General features: G+C 47.7%; 13 protein-coding genes. 12 read left to right on the top strand and 1 reads right to left on the bottom strand.

The annotated features are described in order from the left end of the window. Positions 1–24 precede the first annotated feature (24 nt). The 11 genes from V6B33_RS06705 to V6B33_RS06655 all read left to right on the top strand — a co-directional run bounded on the left by V6B33_RS06705 (position 25) and on the right by V6B33_RS06655 (position 15,266). A complete protein-coding gene (locus tag V6B33_RS06705) occupies positions 25–384 on the top strand; it encodes a hypothetical protein (RefSeq protein ID WP_334216962.1) in 360 nt (119 codons plus the stop codon). A gap of 268 nt (positions 385–652) precedes the next feature. Continuing rightward, positions 653–2,767 carry a 4Fe-4S dicluster domain-containing protein gene (locus V6B33_RS06700; RefSeq protein ID WP_334216961.1) on the top strand — a complete coding sequence of 705 codons (2,115 nt, stop codon included), beginning with the start codon at positions 653–655 and terminating at the stop codon, positions 2,765–2,767. Positions 2,768–3,129: 362 nt separating this feature from the next. Continuing rightward, on the top strand, positions 3,130–4,317 hold the full coding sequence (locus V6B33_RS06695) for an acetyl-CoA C-acetyltransferase (protein ID WP_334216960.1): 1,188 nt from the start codon (positions 3,130–3,132) through the stop codon (positions 4,315–4,317). A gap of 360 nt (positions 4,318–4,677) precedes the next feature. Next, the gene (locus V6B33_RS06690; RefSeq protein ID WP_334216959.1) at positions 4,678–5,529 is read left to right on the top strand and encodes a 3-hydroxybutyryl-CoA dehydrogenase; all 852 of its coding nucleotides are present in this window, start codon (positions 4,678–4,680) and stop codon (positions 5,527–5,529) included. Between the two features lie 49 nt (positions 5,530–5,578). After that, positions 5,579–6,715 (top strand): acyl-CoA dehydrogenase, encoded by a 1,137-nt coding sequence (locus tag V6B33_RS06685; protein WP_334216958.1) that lies wholly within the window; start codon positions 5,579–5,581, stop codon positions 6,713–6,715. A 45-nt stretch (positions 6,716–6,760) separates the two neighbouring features. Next, positions 6,761–7,900, top strand: coding sequence for an acyl-CoA dehydrogenase (locus tag V6B33_RS06680; protein ID WP_334216957.1), 1,140 nt, complete (start codon positions 6,761–6,763; stop codon positions 7,898–7,900). A 122-nt stretch (positions 7,901–8,022) separates the two neighbouring features. Next, a complete protein-coding gene (locus tag V6B33_RS06675; RefSeq protein ID WP_334216956.1) occupies positions 8,023–8,676 on the top strand; it encodes a TetR/AcrR family transcriptional regulator in 654 nt (217 codons plus the stop codon). After that, positions 8,673–11,939, top strand: coding sequence for a fused isobutyryl-CoA mutase/GTPase IcmF (gene icmF, locus V6B33_RS06670; RefSeq protein ID WP_334216955.1), 3,267 nt, complete (start codon positions 8,673–8,675; stop codon positions 11,937–11,939). Before V6B33_RS06675 ends, icmF begins: the two co-directional genes overlap by 4 nt. 270 nt (positions 11,940–12,209) lie before the next feature. Continuing rightward, the gene (locus V6B33_RS06665; protein WP_334216954.1) at positions 12,210–12,404 is read left to right on the top strand and encodes a hypothetical protein; all 195 of its coding nucleotides are present in this window, start codon (positions 12,210–12,212) and stop codon (positions 12,402–12,404) included. Positions 12,405–12,696: 292 nt separating this feature from the next. Continuing rightward, a complete protein-coding gene (gene rpoE, locus V6B33_RS06660; RefSeq protein ID WP_334216953.1) occupies positions 12,697–13,278 on the top strand; it encodes a DNA-directed RNA polymerase subunit delta in 582 nt (193 codons plus the stop codon). Between the two features lie 383 nt (positions 13,279–13,661). Then, positions 13,662–15,266 (top strand): CTP synthase, encoded by a 1,605-nt coding sequence (locus tag V6B33_RS06655; protein WP_334216952.1) that lies wholly within the window; start codon positions 13,662–13,664, stop codon positions 15,264–15,266. Between the two features lie 822 nt (positions 15,267–16,088). Here V6B33_RS06655 and V6B33_RS06650 read toward each other — a convergent pair. After that, positions 16,089–16,619, bottom strand: a complete 531-nt coding sequence (locus V6B33_RS06650) for a DUF2529 domain-containing protein (protein ID WP_334216951.1) — start codon at positions 16,617–16,619, stop codon at positions 16,089–16,091. A 253-nt stretch (positions 16,620–16,872) separates the two neighbouring features. Between V6B33_RS06650 and V6B33_RS06645 the strand changes: the two genes are divergently transcribed. Then, positions 16,873–17,235, top strand: coding sequence for a response regulator (locus V6B33_RS06645; protein WP_032086947.1), 363 nt, complete (start codon positions 16,873–16,875; stop codon positions 17,233–17,235). The last annotated feature ends 18 nt before the right edge of the window (positions 17,236–17,253 follow it).

Here is a 17,253-nt window from a genome sequence, read left to right as displayed (position 1 = left end):
ACTACTAAAGGAGGAGACAGAAAAATGGAAGACAATCAACAAAAGAAAAAGACTGCTTCCTACCACTATAAAAAAAACGGGGTCGTCCTGGAATTCGTCATTAACATCAACTTTTACAATACGAATCACAACAACAATAATTTAGCGAATCAGCGCGGGCAGGCAGGCGTTACCATGACAGCGACCGAAAACAGTCAAATATCAGGCGATCATGGAAAGAACACCAGCGGGAATGAAGAAAAAGATACCGTAGATAAGAATAAACAAATGGAAGATCAAAAAGAGATCATCACACTCGACCTTTCCATCCATGACGGCTTCGACGGAACCACAGAATCCATTTCCGAAACCTTCCAAAAGTCTGACTCAGACAATGAAACGTAACCGGTTGAGTTCCCTGGACAGCCACTGCATAAACCATTCAACCCCATACACAGAACGTGGCTGCCCATCTTACATAAGATGGTTTTTTTATTTGTAGGAATTATTTTGATGGTGAGACGGTTTAGACGTTAGTTTTAAAAAAACCGTTGACTGAATGCTCATTCATTATATAATGGAAGTATGGATATTATTCTGAATATTAATTTGGTTTGAAAAGTTTGAACAAAGGGGAAGTTCATAAACGAACCGAATAAGGGGGAGATTTGAGATGAATGGATTACTCATTCTCAATTGGCTTGCGTTCATTTTTGTAACCGTTTACGCAGTGGGTCTGTTTGTGTATGTGGTCAAAACGAGAATTGAATATATCAAGCTTGGAAAGAAAGTTGAATTTGATAAACGATTCAAGGAACGCTTCGAAAAAATCATGGTCAACGTATTCGGACAGAAAAAGCTTTTGAAGGATAAGAAAAGTGGAGCGATCCACGTCATGTTCTTCTACGGCTTCATCCTCGTCCAATTCGGAGCGATCGATTTCATCATAAAAGGACTGGCACCGGGTAACCATTTACCGCTTGGGCCGTTATATCCAGCCTTCACGTTCTTCCAGGAGCTCGTCACACTGATGATCCTGGTTGCAGTGGTATGGGCTTTCCACCGCCGATACGTGGAAAAACTCGTTCGTTTAAAACGAGGATTCAAATCTGGACTCGTTCTGTTATTCATCGGCGGATTGATGCTTTCCGTCCTCCTTGGAAATGGAATGGGCCTGATCTGGCATGGTGAAGAGCTTGCCTGGACGGAGCCGGTGGCGTCATTGATCGCTGGAGCACTCGGAGCGATCGGGGAAACAGCATCCATCGTCGTCTTCTACATCGCATGGTGGATCCACCTGATTTTCCTGCTGGCCTTCCTTGTGTACGTGCCGCAATCAAAGCACGCTCACTTGATCGCAGGGCCGGCCAATGTATTTTTCAACCGCTTAGACAACCCTGGAAAACTGAAGCCGATCGACTTTGAAGACGAAACGGCAGAAAGCTTCGGGGTGGGGAAAATAGAGGAATTCACGCAGCCTCAGATGATTGATTTCTATGCCTGCGTAGAATGCGGGCGCTGTACGAATATGTGTCCGGCATCCGGCACAGGCAAAATGCTGTCGCCGATGGACCTGATCGTGAAGCTGCGTGATCACTTGACGAATCACGGCGCAGCCGTCACCCGGAAAAAACCTTGGGTGCCGACATTCGCTTTCAGCGGGACAAAAGGCAATCAGCTGGCGATGGCAAGTGCGACACAGGCGGCTGAAGAAGCGGCAGCCGGTGCGGCATACAGCCCATCTTTGATCGGAGACGTCATAACGGAAGAAGAAATCTGGGCGTGTACGACATGCCGAAACTGTGAAGACCAATGTCCGGTCATGAACGAACACGTGGATAAAATCATCGACCTCCGCCGTTATCTTGTATTGACGGAAGGAAAGATGGATGCAGATGCACAGCGTGCGATGCAGAACATCGAGCGGCAGGGAAATCCGTGGGGACTTAACCGAAAAGAGCGTGAAAACTGGCGTGGAGCGAGAGAAGACGTTCACATCCCGACGGTGAAAGAAATGAAAAAAGCGGGTGAAGACTTCGAATTCCTATTCTGGGTCGGATCCATGGGTTCATTCGATAACCGAAGCCAAAAAATCGCACTTTCATTTGCCAAACTGATGAACGAAGCAGGCGTGAAGTTCGCAATTTTAGGAAATAAAGAAAAAAATTCAGGTGATACGCCGCGCCGTCTAGGGAATGAATTCCTGTTCCAGGAGCTTGCGACAAACAACATCGCTGAATTCGAGAAGCATGAAATCAAGAAAATCGTCACGATCGACCCGCATGCCTACAATATTTTCAAAAATGAATACCCTGACTTCGGACTGGAAGCTGAAGTCGTCCACCACACCGAGCTCCTCTATGACCTGGTGAAGGAAGGGCGTCTGAAACCTCAATACGAAGTGAACGAGACGATCACATTCCATGACTCATGTTATCTTGGCCGCTACAACGAAGTGTACGATCCTCCTCGTGAAATCCTGAAATCGATTTCCGGCGTGAAGCTCGTTGAAATGGAACGCAACCGCGAGACCGGAATGTGCTGCGGAGCCGGCGGGGGGCTCATGTGGATGGAAGAAGACACCGGCCACCGCGTCAACGTCTCCCGTACCGAGCAGGCACTTGCCGTCAGCCCGTCCGTCATCAGTTCCGGCTGCCCATACTGCTTGACGATGCTTTCGGATGGAACGAAAGCAAAGGAAGTGGAGGAAAACGTTTCAACACTCGACGTCGCCGAGCTTCTTGAGAAAGCGGTATGCGGTGATCGCAAGGATGAGATTGTGGCTTAAATCATACGTAAAATCAACATGAACTGTACGAGGAGTGAAATTACATCACACATATTATGGCGGTTCACTCCTCTTTACTTTTCTACAATAGTAATTTAAATGAAAAATAAAAACTTTCTAAAAAGTCATTACGTTTTACACAATTTTGAAGTACAATGAAGGTAGTGAAAAGGGACGAAATCTGTCCCTTCCTCTTTTGGGGTTTGGTCGAGCGAGCGTTCAGTCAATTGGCGGGACCGCTTGTTAAAGAATGCCCCATACAAATACCTGACGAACATACTAACCACATCTTACTTAACGGATTTTTGAAAGCGTATACAAAAATAAGATTTCAAACTGAAAGAAAAAAGGAGAGGATTTACATGGGAAAAACGGTCATTTTGGATGGAGCCAGAACTCCTTTCGGTAAGTTTGGAGGCGGATTGAGCAGTTTTACAGCTTCCGAGCTCGGCGGTTTTGCAGTGAAGGAAGCATTGAACAGGGCAGGTGTCAGCGGCGAAGAGGTTGAGGAAGTCATTCTCGGATCCGTATTACAAGGCGGGCAGGGGCAGATCCCTTCACGCCAGGCATCCCGCCATGCCGGGCTCCCGTGGAATGTAAAGACCGAAACAATCAATAAAGTGTGCGCGTCCGGCATGAGAAGCGTAACAATGGCGGACCAGATCATCCGTGCCGGTGACGGAGAGGTCATCGTGGCCGGAGGAATGGAATCGATGTCGAACGCGCCGTATATTTTGCCTAAAGCACGCTGGGGATTCAAAATGGGCGACTCAAGTGTGAAAGACCTGATGGTTCATGACGGTCTAACCTGCAGCTTCAATAACGTTCACATGGGGACATACGGAAACGCGACAGCGAAGGAATTCGAACTGACAAGGGAAGATCAGGACCGCTGGGCACTAAGGAGCCATGAACTTGCTGTGCAGGCGGCAGAGGAAGGAAGACTCGGTGAAGAAATCGTGCCGGTGGAAGTGCCGCAGCGCAAAGGGGATCCGGTCGTCGTTGACCGTGACGAAGCACCGCGCAAGGAGACTTCGTATGAAGTGCTGGCTAAATTGGGCCCGGTATTCGGATCAGACGGCACGATCACAGCCGGTAACGCACCCGGAGTCAATGACGGAGCTGCAGCCATGATCCTGATGAGTGAAGAACGCGCAGAGAAAGAGGGCAAGAAACCATTGGCGACGATCCTTGGGCACACGGCAATTGCAGTGGAAGCGAAGGATTTCCCGCAGACACCAGGACTTGTAATCAATGAGTTATTGAAGAAAACAGGCAAATCGTTGGACGACATCGACCTGTTTGAAATAAACGAAGCATTCGCAGCAGTCGCACTGACAAGCGGCAAGATCGCCGGTCTCGATCCGGAAAAAATCAATGTGAACGGCGGCGCGGTCGCTCTAGGCCACCCGATCGGAGCAAGCGGTGCGCGAATCATCCTGACACTCGCATATGAACTGAAACGCCGCGGCGGAGGCATCGGAATTGCCTCGATCTGTTCCGGAGGCGGCCAGGGAGATGCGATTATGATCGAGGTGCCGAAGCAATAGGTTCGGGGATGGAATTGGTAGATTGGTAGAGGTTTTGGTACTGGGTGCCTGGCTCGATTTGGCAGTTTTGAACCAGGCTCGGAAATGGGTGATTGAGCCAGGCTCAAATCGGGTCATCTGAGCCAGGCACCATTTTGAACGTTTAGTCTGTGCCAGGAACAAATGGGGCTCATTGTGCCAGGAACAAACCACGGTTTCTGTGCCTGGCACAAAGCATCACACCCGGCATTTCAACGGTTTTGTACCAGGTACAACCAGCGGCTGATGTACCTGGTACAAATAACCACAATTGTACCAGGTACACCAACCAACAACCAACCAACATAAACAAGCAATTTTTCAAACAAAGGGGAGAGAGCAATGAATATAAATAAAGTCATGGTCATCGGAGCGGGACAGATGGGCTCCGGGATCGCCCAGGTATGTGCACAGGCTGGGTTTGAAGTATTTTTAAATGATTTAAAAGAGGAATTTGTTCAAAAAGGGATTGGCGTCATTACGAAGAACCTTTCACGTTCCGTGGAAAAAGGGAGAATGTCCGAAGAGGATAAAGAAGCTGCACTGAACAGGCTGACGGGTTCGACGGATATCAACGATGCGAAGGATGTTGACATCGTGATTGAAGCTGCGGTTGAGAACATGGAGATCAAAACGAAGATCTTCGCCCAGCTGGATGAAATCGCGCCGGATCATGCGATTCTGGCTTCCAATACGTCTTCACTTCCGATAACGGAGATTGCAGCGGCGACGAAGCGTCCCCATCAGGTAATCGGGATGCATTTCATGAATCCGGTGCCGGTGATGAAACTTGTTGAAATCATCCGCGGGCTTGCGACGACGGATGAAGTATATCAAACGATCGAGGATATGACGAAATCACTGAGTAAAGTGCCGGTCGAGGTGGAAGACTTCCCGGGCTTCGTATCGAACCGGATTCTGATGCCGATGATCAACGAAGCGGTCTACACTCTATATGAAGGTGTAGCAAGCAAGGAAGCGATCGATGAAGTGATGAAGCTCGGGATGAATCATCCGATGGGACCGCTGACGCTTGCTGATTTCATCGGTCTTGATACTTGCCTCTACATCATGGAAACACTGCACGAAGGATTCGGCGATGATAAATACCGCCCATGCCCGCTTCTTAGAAAATACGTGAAAGCAGGCTGGCTCGGCCGCAAAACGGGCAGAGGCTTCTATTCCTACGAATAAGGCAGCGGAACGACATACATGCATACGAACAGCCGGGAGGGGAACAATCATGAATTTACGATTCACGGAAGAACAGCAGATGATGCGCAAGATGGTGCGGGATTTTGCTGAAACAGAGATACAGCCTTTTGTGGAAAAGATGGAAGAGGGGCATTTTCCGCGGGAGATCTTAAATAAGATGGCAGAGCTTGGCCTGATGGGAATTACGACGCCTGAGAAATACGGCGGTTCGGAAATGGATTTCACCTCTTACATCATTGCCATTCACGAGCTGTCGAAAGTAAGCGCAACCATCGGGGTCATCCTGTCTGTCCATACATCGGTGGGGACCAATCCGATTCTTTATTTCGGAAATGAAGAACAGAAACAGAAGTATCTTCCGAAGCTGGCATCCGGCGAATATTTAGGGTCATTCTGTTTGACGGAACCGAGTGCGGGATCTGACGCAAAGAGCTTGAAATCAAAAGCTGAAAAGCGCGGTGATCACTACGTACTGAACGGTTCGAAGGTGTTCATCACAAATGGGGGCGAAGCGGATACATATATCGTCTTCGCTGTCACCGATCCAACGAAGGCAAGCCGCGGGGTATCGGCATTCATAGTTGATAAAGGAACGCCGGGTTTGATCATCGGGAAAGACGAACACAAAATGGGTCTTCACGGATCAAGAACGGTTCAGCTTACATTTGAAGACATGAAAGTGCCGGCAGAAAATCTTCTTGGGCAGGAAGGAGAAGGTTTTAAAATCGCGATGGCGAACCTTGATGTCGGCCGCATCGGAATTGCAGCACAGGCACTTGGGATCGCGGAAGGAGCGTTCGACTACGCAACCGCTTATGCCAAAGAGCGCGTTCAGTTCGGAAAGCCGATCGCTGCCCAGCAGGGAATCGGATTCAAGCTCGCCGACATGGCAACTGCCGTTGAAGGTTCTAAATTATTGGTGTACAGAGCAGCAAGCCTGCGTTCTCAAGGGATTTCCTGCGGAAAAGAAGCCTCCATGGCCAAACTGTTCGCATCGAAAACGGCGGTCGAAGTGGCAACCGAAGCGATCCAGGTATACGGAGGCTATGGCTATTCGAAGGAATACCCGGTAGAGCGATACTTCCGCGACGCCAAAGTGACCGAAATCTACGAAGGCACAAGCGAGATCCAAAGAATGGTTATCGGGAAGAACCTGCTTGTTTAAATAAAATTATATAAATAGATTCCAACATAGATGGGAGAAGAGATCATGAATTTTAAGTTGTCTGAAGAACATGAAATGATTCGCAAGATGGTGCGCGATTTTGCACGTAACGAGGTGGCGCCGACTGCTGCAGAGCGCGATGAGGAAGAACGCTTCGATATGGAAATTTTCAATAAGATGGCGGAGCTTGGTTTGACAGGGATTCCCTGGCCGGAAGAATACGGCGGGATCGGGAGCGACTATCTTGCTTACTGCATCGCGGTCGAGGAACTTTCAAGAGTGTGCGCGTCAACAGGTGTAACCTTATCTGCCCACACTTCATTGGCAGGCTGGCCGGTATACAAATTCGGTACGGAAGAACAGAAGCAGAAGTATCTTCGTCCGATGGCGCAAGGGGAAAAGATCGGTGCTTACGGGTTGACGGAGCCGGGTTCAGGATCGGATGCAGGCGGAATGAAGACGACGGCGCGCTTGGAAGGCGACCATTACGTATTGAACGGCTCAAAGATTTTCATCACGAACGGCGGAATCGCGGATACTTATATCGTATTTGCACTCACTGATCCTTCTTCACGCCAGCGCGGAACGAGTGCATTCATCGTCGAGAAGGATTTCGAAGGCTTCTCGGTCGGTAAAAAAGAGAAGAAACTCGGGATCCGTTCGTCACCAACGACGGAAATCGTGTTCGAAGAGTGCAAGGTGCCGAAAGAAAATCTTCTTGGTGAAGAAGGAGGAGGCTTCAAGATTGCGATGATGACACTGGACGGCGGCCGTAACGGCATCGCGGCACAAGCTGTCGGAATTGCACAGGGAGCGCTTGATGCGTCCGTCGACTATGCGAAAGAGCGCGAGCAATTCGGCAAGCCGATTGCTGCGAATCAGGGGATCTCTTTTAAAATCGCTGATATGGCGACATCGATCGAAGCTTCCCGTCTATTAACCTACCAAGCGGCGTGGCTTGAGTCTGAAGGTCTTCCATACGGAAAAGAATCGGCCATGTCGAAGCTGATGGCAGGGGACACGGCGATGAAGGTGACGACGGAAGCAGTCCAGATCTTCGGCGGCTATGGCTACACGAAGGATTATCCGGTGGAGCGCTACATGCGTGATGCGAAGATCACTCAGATCTATGAAGGCACACAGGAAATCCAGCGTCTGGTTATTTCCCGGATGGTGACGAAATAAAGATAGAATTGAAGTATTAACGGGGTATGTTACCACATATAATCCGTCCGCTCCGTTGGGGGACGGGGCAGGCGGAAGCAAGAGGGGTCAATGGGAGAATGAGATAAAGGCGGTCGGTTACATTGGATAAAAAAAGAGAAGTGCACGCTTCTGTTAAAGATGAACGTTTAGTGGAAAAGCGCCGCGATCAGATGATCCGGGGAGCCGTCTCTCTATTTAAACAGAAGGGGTTTCACCGCACCACGACGAGAGAGATTGCCAAGGCCGCCGGTTTCAGCATCGGAACGCTTTATGAATATATACGGACAAAGGAAGACGTTTTGTACCTGGTCTGTGACAGCATTTATGAGCAGGTTCGATTGGAGCTTGAGGAACTGGATATCGATCAAGGCACGATTGACAGCCTGAGGCTCGGCATCGCCCATTATTTCCAAGTGATGCACCGTATGCAGGATGAGGTGCTGGTTATGTACCAGGAAGCGAAATCATTGTCCAAGGATGCGCTTCCGTACGTTCTGAGGAAAGAACTTGAAATGGTGGGGATGGTTGAGAAGCTGATCGTCCGCTGCGTCGAGACTGGGGAGCTTGAGCTTAGTGACAATCAGATCCATATGCTCGCGCAAAATGTATTCGTCCAGGGGCAGATGTGGGGATTCCGCCGCTGGGCTCTGCAGAAGAGGTATTCACTGCAAGACTACATTGACCTTCAAATCGAACTGCTTTTTGAAGGTGTCACGGGTTTTGAAAAACAGAAGAGAACAGGGGGAGTACTATGAGCACGGTTGACGTTTATAAACCAAAGCACCATGTCCGATTTGTCACGGCATCGAGCCTTTTCGACGGACATGATGCATCGATCAACATAATGAGACGGATTATTCAGGCAAGCGGATCAGAGGTTATTCACTTAGGTCATAACCGCTCCGTGGAAGAAGTGGTAAACGCTGCGATCCAGGAGGACGTACAGGGGATTGCGATTTCCTCCTATCAAGGCGGGCACGTTGAATATTTTAAATACATGTATGATTTGTTAAAAGAAAAAGGGGCTTCCCACATCCGCATCTACGGCGGGGGCGGAGGGGTCATCATCCCTCGAGAAATCAAGGAGCTCCATGAGTACGGGATCGCACGCATCTTTTCACCTGAGGACGGACGCCAGCACGGACTTCAAGGCATGATCAATAAAATGATTGAAGAGTGTGATTTCCCGACGATTGAAGGAAGCGTCAATTCCGAAGTGGAGAAGCTTGCCGGCGGTGACGTGAATGCCGTTTCGAAACTGATCTCACTCGCTGAGTATCAGGTCGGGGCGAATGAAGAAGTCGCAGCTGCGGCCCAGACGGTTTTCTCGGAAATTAAAAATCTTGTGAAAAAGGTGCCGGTACTCGGGATTACAGGTACAGGCGGCGCAGGGAAAAGTTCCCTGACGGACGAATTGATCCGCCGTTTCATCAACGAGCTTCCGGAGAAGAAGATTGCAATTCTATCCATCGATCCTACAAAGCAGAAGACGGGCGGAGCGCTGCTTGGTGACCGTATCCGCATGAATGCGATCTTCAATCCGCGTGTTTACATGCGCAGCCTTGCTACCCGCGGTTCGAAGACGGAGCTTTCACTTGCCATCAAGGATGCAATCAATGTGGTGAAAGCAGCCGGTTATGATCTCGTTGTCATTGAAACGAGCGGAATCGGGCAGGGAGATGCGGAAATCGCTGAAATCTGTGACATGTCCATGTACGTCATGACAAGTGAATTCGGTGCGCCTTCACAGCTTGAGAAGATCGACATGATTGATTTTGCCGACTTGATCGTCATCAACAAGTTTGAACGGAAAGGCTCGGAAGACGCACGCCGTCAGGTTCAGAAGCAATATCAGCGCAGTCACATGCTCTTTGATAAGGATCTTGATGACATGCCGGTTTACGGGACGATCGCAAGCCAGTTCAACGATCCGGGCACGAACGCTTTATTTGCCGCGATTGTTGAAACCGTGAATGAGAAGATGCAGCTTGATTGGGAAACGAACTTCACGAAAACGGCCGATGTCGAAAAACAGAACGTGATCATTCCGAACAGCCGCCGCTATTATTTGCGTGAAATTGCAGATACTGTCCGCAACTATCATAAGAAAGCCGAAGAGCAAGTAAAGCTTGCGCGTCGTCTGTTCCAATTGGAAGGGGCAATGGAAGCTCTTCGCGAGAAAGAACATAATGACGAACTTCTGACTTCGCTCAACACCTTGAAAGAAGAGGTAGAGAACAAGCTGACTGCTGAATCCAAAGGGATTTTAGCAAAATGGGAGAACTTGAAGGATATGTACAGCAAGGATCAGTTCGTCACGAAGATCCGTGATAAGGAAATCGTGACCGAGCTGAAGACGAAGAGTCTGTCAGGTCTCGATATTCCGAAAGTTTCCCTTCCGAAGTATAAGGATTATGGGGAAATCTTGAAATGGGTGTACAAGGAGAATGTACCAGGTTCGTTCCCGTACACGGCAGGCGTGTTTCCTTTTAAACGCAAAGGGGAAGATCCGAAGCGTCAGTTCGCCGGTGAAGGGACTCCGGAACGGACGAACCGCCGCTTCCATTATCTGTCGAAGGATGATGATGCGAAGCGTCTGAGTACAGCGTTCGACTCGGTGACGCTGTACGGCGAAGATCCGGATCACCGCCCTGATATTTACGGGAAAGTCGGGGAAAGCGGCGTGAGCATTTGTACGCTTGATGATATGAAGAAGCTGTATGCAGGCTTTGATCTTTGTGCCCCGTCTACGTCGGTGTCGATGACGATCAACGGACCGGCGCCGATCATTCTCGCCATGTTCATGAACACAGCGGTCGATCAGCAGATCCGGGCGAAGGAAGAAGAACTGGGCCGTGTGCTGACAGTGGAAGAATACGTCGAGGTGAAGGAAAAGACGCTTGGAGTCGTACGCGGAACCGTTCAGGCCGATATTTTAAAAGAAGATCAGGGTCAGAACACATGCATCTTCTCCACTGAATTCGCTCTACGTATGATGGGTGACATCCAGCAGTACTTCATCGATCATAAAGTAAGAAACTACTATTCTGTATCGATTTCGGGCTATCATATCGCAGAAGCGGGAGCGAATCCGATTTCGCAGCTTGCATTCACACTCGCAAACGGCTTCACGTATGTCGAGTACTATTTGAGCCGCGGAATGGACATCAATAAGTTCGCACCGAATCTGTCATTCTTCTTCTCGAACGGACTGGATCCCGAGTACACGGTGATCGGCCGCGTTGCCCGCCGCATATGGTCGACGGTCATGAGAGATAAGTACGGAGCGGATGAGCGCAGTCAGAAGCTGAAGTATCACATCCAGACGTCAGGCCGTTCGCTGCACGCGCAGGAGATCGATTTCAACGATATCCGCACTACGCTTCAAGCATTGATGGCACTGCAGGATAACTGTAATTCGCTACACACGAATGCGTATGACGAGGCCATCACGACACCAACGGAAGAATCCGTCCGCCGCGCGATGGCGATCCAGATGATCATCACGAAAGAACACGGTCTTTCCAAAAATGAAAATCCGCTCCAGGGATCGTTCATCGCCGAAGAATTGACCGATTTAGTGGAAGAAATGGTGCTGACCGAATTCGACCGCCTGAATGACCGCGGTGGCGTGCTCGGTTCGATGGAAACCCAGTATCAGCGCGGCAAGATCCAGGAAGAGTCCATGTACTACGAAATGAAGAAGCATAACGGGGATCTTCCGATTGTAGGGGTGAACACATACCTCAACCCGAATCCTCCTTCTGAAGAAGAGATGGACAGCATGGAACTTGCACGTGCAACGAAGGAAGAGAAAGAGACGCAAATCACGAATCTCCGCAACTTCCAGGGACGCAACGAAAATGAAGCAGAAGAAGCACTCGTACGCCTGAAGAAAGCGGCAGTCGACGGAGGCAACATCTTCGAAGAACTGATGGAAACCGTCAAATCGTCAAGCCTCGGTCAAATCACCCGGGCCTTATACGAAGTCGGCGGACAATACCGCAGGAATATGTAATAGATAGGAAGAAAGGAGACTGCTGTTACCGGGGACAGCAGTCTCTTTTTCAAAAATGAAAACCCGGGAACAAAGAAAGCGATGGCTCGTCCCTCACCAGTCTAAAGGATTTTCGGGTTAAGCATGATTAAACTTTTGAAAATCAGTCCATGCTTAATATACAGAAAAGTACAATACTTTACACTGCGGTAATAGATGTGAGAAAGGTTTTGCTATATAATGGGTATTGGGTGAATAGACTAGAGAACGATAGATACTGGATGTGACATTGTGAAAACATTATTGCGTTATGCACTTATTGCGGCCGGTATTTATGCGGCTGCCCTTCTATACCACTTTCAGCTCGGGGCCATACCATTCTTTCTCCTGTCCTTCTATCTTTTTTATGAAGCATATAAGGCGATCCGGCACGGTGACACGGAGGAAAGTGAAGAAAACAGCAGCCTACTGAATTCACAAAAATAAAAAAATAAGAGAAAAGCCAGTTTAATATAGCATAAAGTCTCTTCTATTGTTTATAATGATAAATATGCTTTAGATGATAATGGCGGTATTATGCCATTTTTTCTGTCCCTGCATCTAAACAGTGGGGCATATCTGCGTCTTGCCGGGATGCTTACATAGTGTTTGCAGACTTGCAGCGGTCCGCTGTATAGTATGATCAGCGGCAGATGCTTCCGGATGATGGATCCGGGCGATGCATGAGCTTTAGTGACTCTCTTAGTAGAGTGTGAAATAGAGAAAGGAAGTGCGTAAAGTGAGTCTAAAACAGTTATCGAAAGAAGAATTGCGCCAGACATCTTTTATTGAATTGGCACATGAGATTATGACAGATAAGAAGCAAGCCGTGACGTTTCAAGAATTGTTGAAAGAAATTAAACGTTTACTTGAAATCTCTGAATCAGAGGTCAAAAGCCGCTTGGTTCAATTTTATACAGACCTGAACATCGACGGTCGTTTCATTGCGCTTGGCGAGAACCGCTGGGGACTCCGCGAATGGTATCCGGTTGATCAAATCGAAGAGGAAACCGTTCCGACAATGAAATCTACTAAAAAGAAAAAAGCGAAGAAGAAAGTCGAGGAAGATCTTGACCTGGACGAATTCGATGATCTTGATGAGGAAGACCTTGATGACGATCTTGATTATGATGATCTGGACGATACAGATGACGATGATGATGATCTGACAGATGATGATGACGATGACAGCGATGTGGATGATACGGACGATGATCTAGAAGATATCGATGTCGATGATGACGAGGAAGAACTTGAGATCGATGAGCTGGATGACGAGGAAGAAGAATCTGATGAGGAAGATAAGGAAGAAAAGAGTTAATTTTTCTGTTAATTAGGACATTTTCCGAACCTCATTCTATGCTTGACTTCTTTCTTTTAGGAAGGTAGTATTTTATTTGGGCTCCTTAAAAAAGGACGAATAGAGTATTCAACGCTCCCCTTACCAATTGGTAAGCGGGGCGTTTTTTATTTTTTACAGGACAATCTGACTGATGAATGCAGGCTGATTACCGTTATCTCTTCCCCTTACAATAACCACTTAATGATAAATAAGAGGCTGTCTTTTAGCTGTTTTTTGCCCATGATTTTATTTTGATGGAATGGACTACTCATTCTTTGAACAAGATAACTTCATGACAAGGATACATATGAGACACCCTCTACTTTTTTTGAACTAAATCATATTAAAAGGGGGACATATACATGACTAAGTATATTTTCGTAACAGGCGGCGTTGTGTCGTCACTTGGAAAAGGGATCACAGCAGCGTCCCTTGGCAGATTATTAAAAAACCGCGGGGTTACCGTGACGATCCAGAAATTCGATCCGTACATCAATGTGGATCCAGGGACGATGAGCCCGTATCAGCATGGTGAAGTATTCGTAACCGATGACGGTGCCGAGACGGATCTTGACCTCGGTCACTACGAGCGTTTCGTTGACATCAACTTAACGAAGTACAGCTCTGTGACGACTGGTAAAATTTATTCTACTGTTCTGAAAAAGGAACGCCGCGGTGATTATTTAGGCGGGACGGTTCAGGTCATCCCTCATATCACGAATGAAATCAAAGATCGCGTATACCGTGCAGGACGTGAAACGAATTCAGATGTCGTCATCACTGAAATCGGCGGAACGGTAGGGGACATCGAGTCTCTTCCATTCCTTGAAGCGATCCGCCAGATTAAGAGTGATGTTGGCCGTGAAAACGTGATGTACATCCACTGTACACTTGTCCCATATCTTAAAGCTGCCGGCGAAATGAAAACAAAGCCGACCCAGCACAGCGTTAAAGAGCTTCGCAGCCTGGGAATCCAGCCGAATGTCATCGTTGTTCGTACCGAAATGCCGATGACCCAGGACATGAAAGATAAAATCGCGTTGTTCTGTGACATTGACAAGAACGCAGTCATCGAAGCAATGGATGCAGAGACGCTTTATTCAGTACCGCTTTCCCTGCAGGATCAGAAGCTGGATGAGATTACTTGCCAGCACCTAAAGCTGAATTGCCGTGAAGCGGATATGACAGAGTGGAATGAGCTGGTGGACCGCGTAACGAATCTTTCCCGCAAAACGAAGATTGCACTGGTCGGGAAATATGTTGAACTTCAGGATGCGTACATCTCTGTCGTCGAAGCACTTCGTCATGCCGGCTATCAGTTCGATAGTGACATCGAAGTGAAATGGCTGAACTCTGAACTTGTCGACGCTGAAAACGTTGCTGAAAAACTTGGGGACGTTGACGGAATCCTTGTGCCTGGAGGCTTCGGTGACCGCGGGGTTGAAGGGAAGATCGCCGCGACTCAATATGCACGTGAAAACAAGGTGCCGTTCCTTGGAATCTGCCTTGGAATGCAGCTGGCGTCTGTGGAGTATGCGCGCAATGTCCTTGAACTTGATGGAGCACACTCTGCTGAGCTGAACCCGGATACGCCATACCCGGTCATCGACCTGCTTCCTGAACAAAAGGACATCGAAGATCTCGGGGGAACACTGCGTCTTGGTTTATATCCATGTAAATTGACGAAAGGTTCAAAAGCGTATGCAGCCTATGATGGAGAAGTGGTATACGAGCGTCACCGCCACCGCTTCGAATTCAATAATCACTACCGTGAGCAAATGGAAAACGCAGGATTCATCTTCTCAGGAACAAGCCCTGACGGACGCCTTGTTGAGATCATCGAACTTGAAGATCACCCATGGTTCGTGGCATCCCAATTCCACCCGGAATTCACATCACGCCCGACACGTCCACAGCCGCTGTTCAGAGATTTTGTTGAAGCAAGTCTGGCATTTGGCGGGAAATAAGCAATATATTTTGAAGCCGCTCTCCTTTAAGGGGGAGCGGTTTAGTTTTGAAGTGCAAAATATGAATTAACATTGCTTTCGTATAGTAATTCAAACCAAAATTAAAAAGCAATTTGGCAAGAAAATAATAAGAAAAATGCTTGGAGACATATGCTCCAAGCATTTTTTCATCCCAAGATAAGCACTGGTTATCGATTATCAAATCTATAAGAATATCCAGAAAATAAGCTACACTAAAATAAGGGGAGAAACTCCTCTTATTGAGGAAATAGCACGAAAAATAGAATGAATAGAGGGAAAAATTCCCCCTATTTACTCCAAAAGCATGAAAATGGACATTCTGCTTTGCCTTAGCGGGAAAAACTCCCCTTATATCCCTCGAACCTAGCCCTAATCTGCAGGATAAAGGAAAAAACTCCCCTTATTTAAACATTCAGAGGTTACTCACAATGAAGGATGAAAAAAATGTATTTATCTGCCTCTAAAAGAGTCAACACCCACCCCTGCTAGATAAATGTCATTCAGAGCACACCAATTGGTATATGAATTTTCATGCTGACAAAAACTTATGACACCATGGTAAAAGGGGTTCGAAATTCAGGGCAGATTTATCGTATATTTTTTAACCCCTGCATATATCATCAAAAAGAAGCAGTCTAATTCAGTTGCGAATAGGACTGCTAATTTGTGTGCTAATTTATTTTTTGTATTCGAAATCCGAACCCGTACTATACGGGGGATAAAAAAAGAACGGGGGATAAAAAAAGACCCGCCCCGCATTGCTTTACAGCAACGGGGGAAGGACCTTCCTCCAACTCAGCATCAATCCTCGTATTCCTCCAGCATCTCCCGTATCACAAACCCAAGGGCGAAGTAGATATAGAGCGCGGCCATACTTGTCGGCATACAAACCCGCTCGCCGATTTCCTCTCCCGGTAGCATTCCTTTGATCACTTTCGTATCGAGGTGGAGGTCGGCAAGCTTGTCCAACCCTCCATCACTTTCAGCCGCCACGCCGGATATCCCTATGAATGAGACACCATCAGCCGCCAGCCTCTCCGCGAGTCCGACAGCTTCATCATCCGTTGAAAAGCGGGTAACCATCAGGACGCGGTCCGCTTCGGTCAAAACTGCAGACTCATCGAATTTTTTCACAGAAGGAAGCGGCTCTGCCCCGTATAAAGCTTCAGCGGTCACAGCTTCCATTTCACCAAATGCTTTGATATAGATCGATCCCTGTCCGACAGCAGCCTGGGCAAGCAGCCTCGCAGCGTCTTCAATTTCAAACTCCTGTTTTTCAGAGATGCGTTTAAATAACCCGGACAATTGGGTCGTAAACATTTTAATCATCATTCCACTCCTTATCAATCGGCCGATCCGGCTTAGACAACGTATGCTGTATCGATTATTATAAAGGGGAGGACGGGTGTAAGTAAAATAATGGAGAAAAAGCAGGAATTCACGTTGTATTGGTAGAAGTAATAGAAACGTGGTACTTTAAGCCGGGGAAAAGATAGAAGGCGTACGGACTGGATAAACCTATAAGCTGATAACTAGCTTACTGTTGTTACATATTTCATTTTATTTAAAAAGGGGATTTAACCATATGAATGAAAAGATACTTATTGTAGATGATCAGTTTGGTATTCGTATTCTATTAAATGAAGTGCTGCAGAAGGAAGGCTACCAAACCTTTCAAGCAGCAAACGGTGTGCAGGCACTTGAAATCGCAGATAAGCATTCCCCTGACCTCGTCCTTCTGGATATGAAAATTCCCGGGATGGATGGAATTGAAATCCTGAAGCGGATGAAGAAAAAGAATCAGGATATCCGTGTGATCATCATGACCGCTTACGGAGAGCTCGACATGATTCAGGAAGCGAAGGATCTGGGCGCATTGACGCATTTTGCGAAGCCGTTTGATATTGATGATATCAGGCAGGCGGTAAGGCAGTATATACCGGTTTGATTACATAGTTAGAATAGT

The organism is Mangrovibacillus sp. Mu-81 (assembly GCF_036867415.1).
In the GTDB taxonomy this organism is placed as follows: Bacteria; Bacillota; Bacilli; order Bacillales; family Bacillaceae_B; genus Rossellomorea.
Note: the sequence above shows the minus strand (reverse complement) of the source record. Positions and strands in the feature narration are given on the sequence as shown.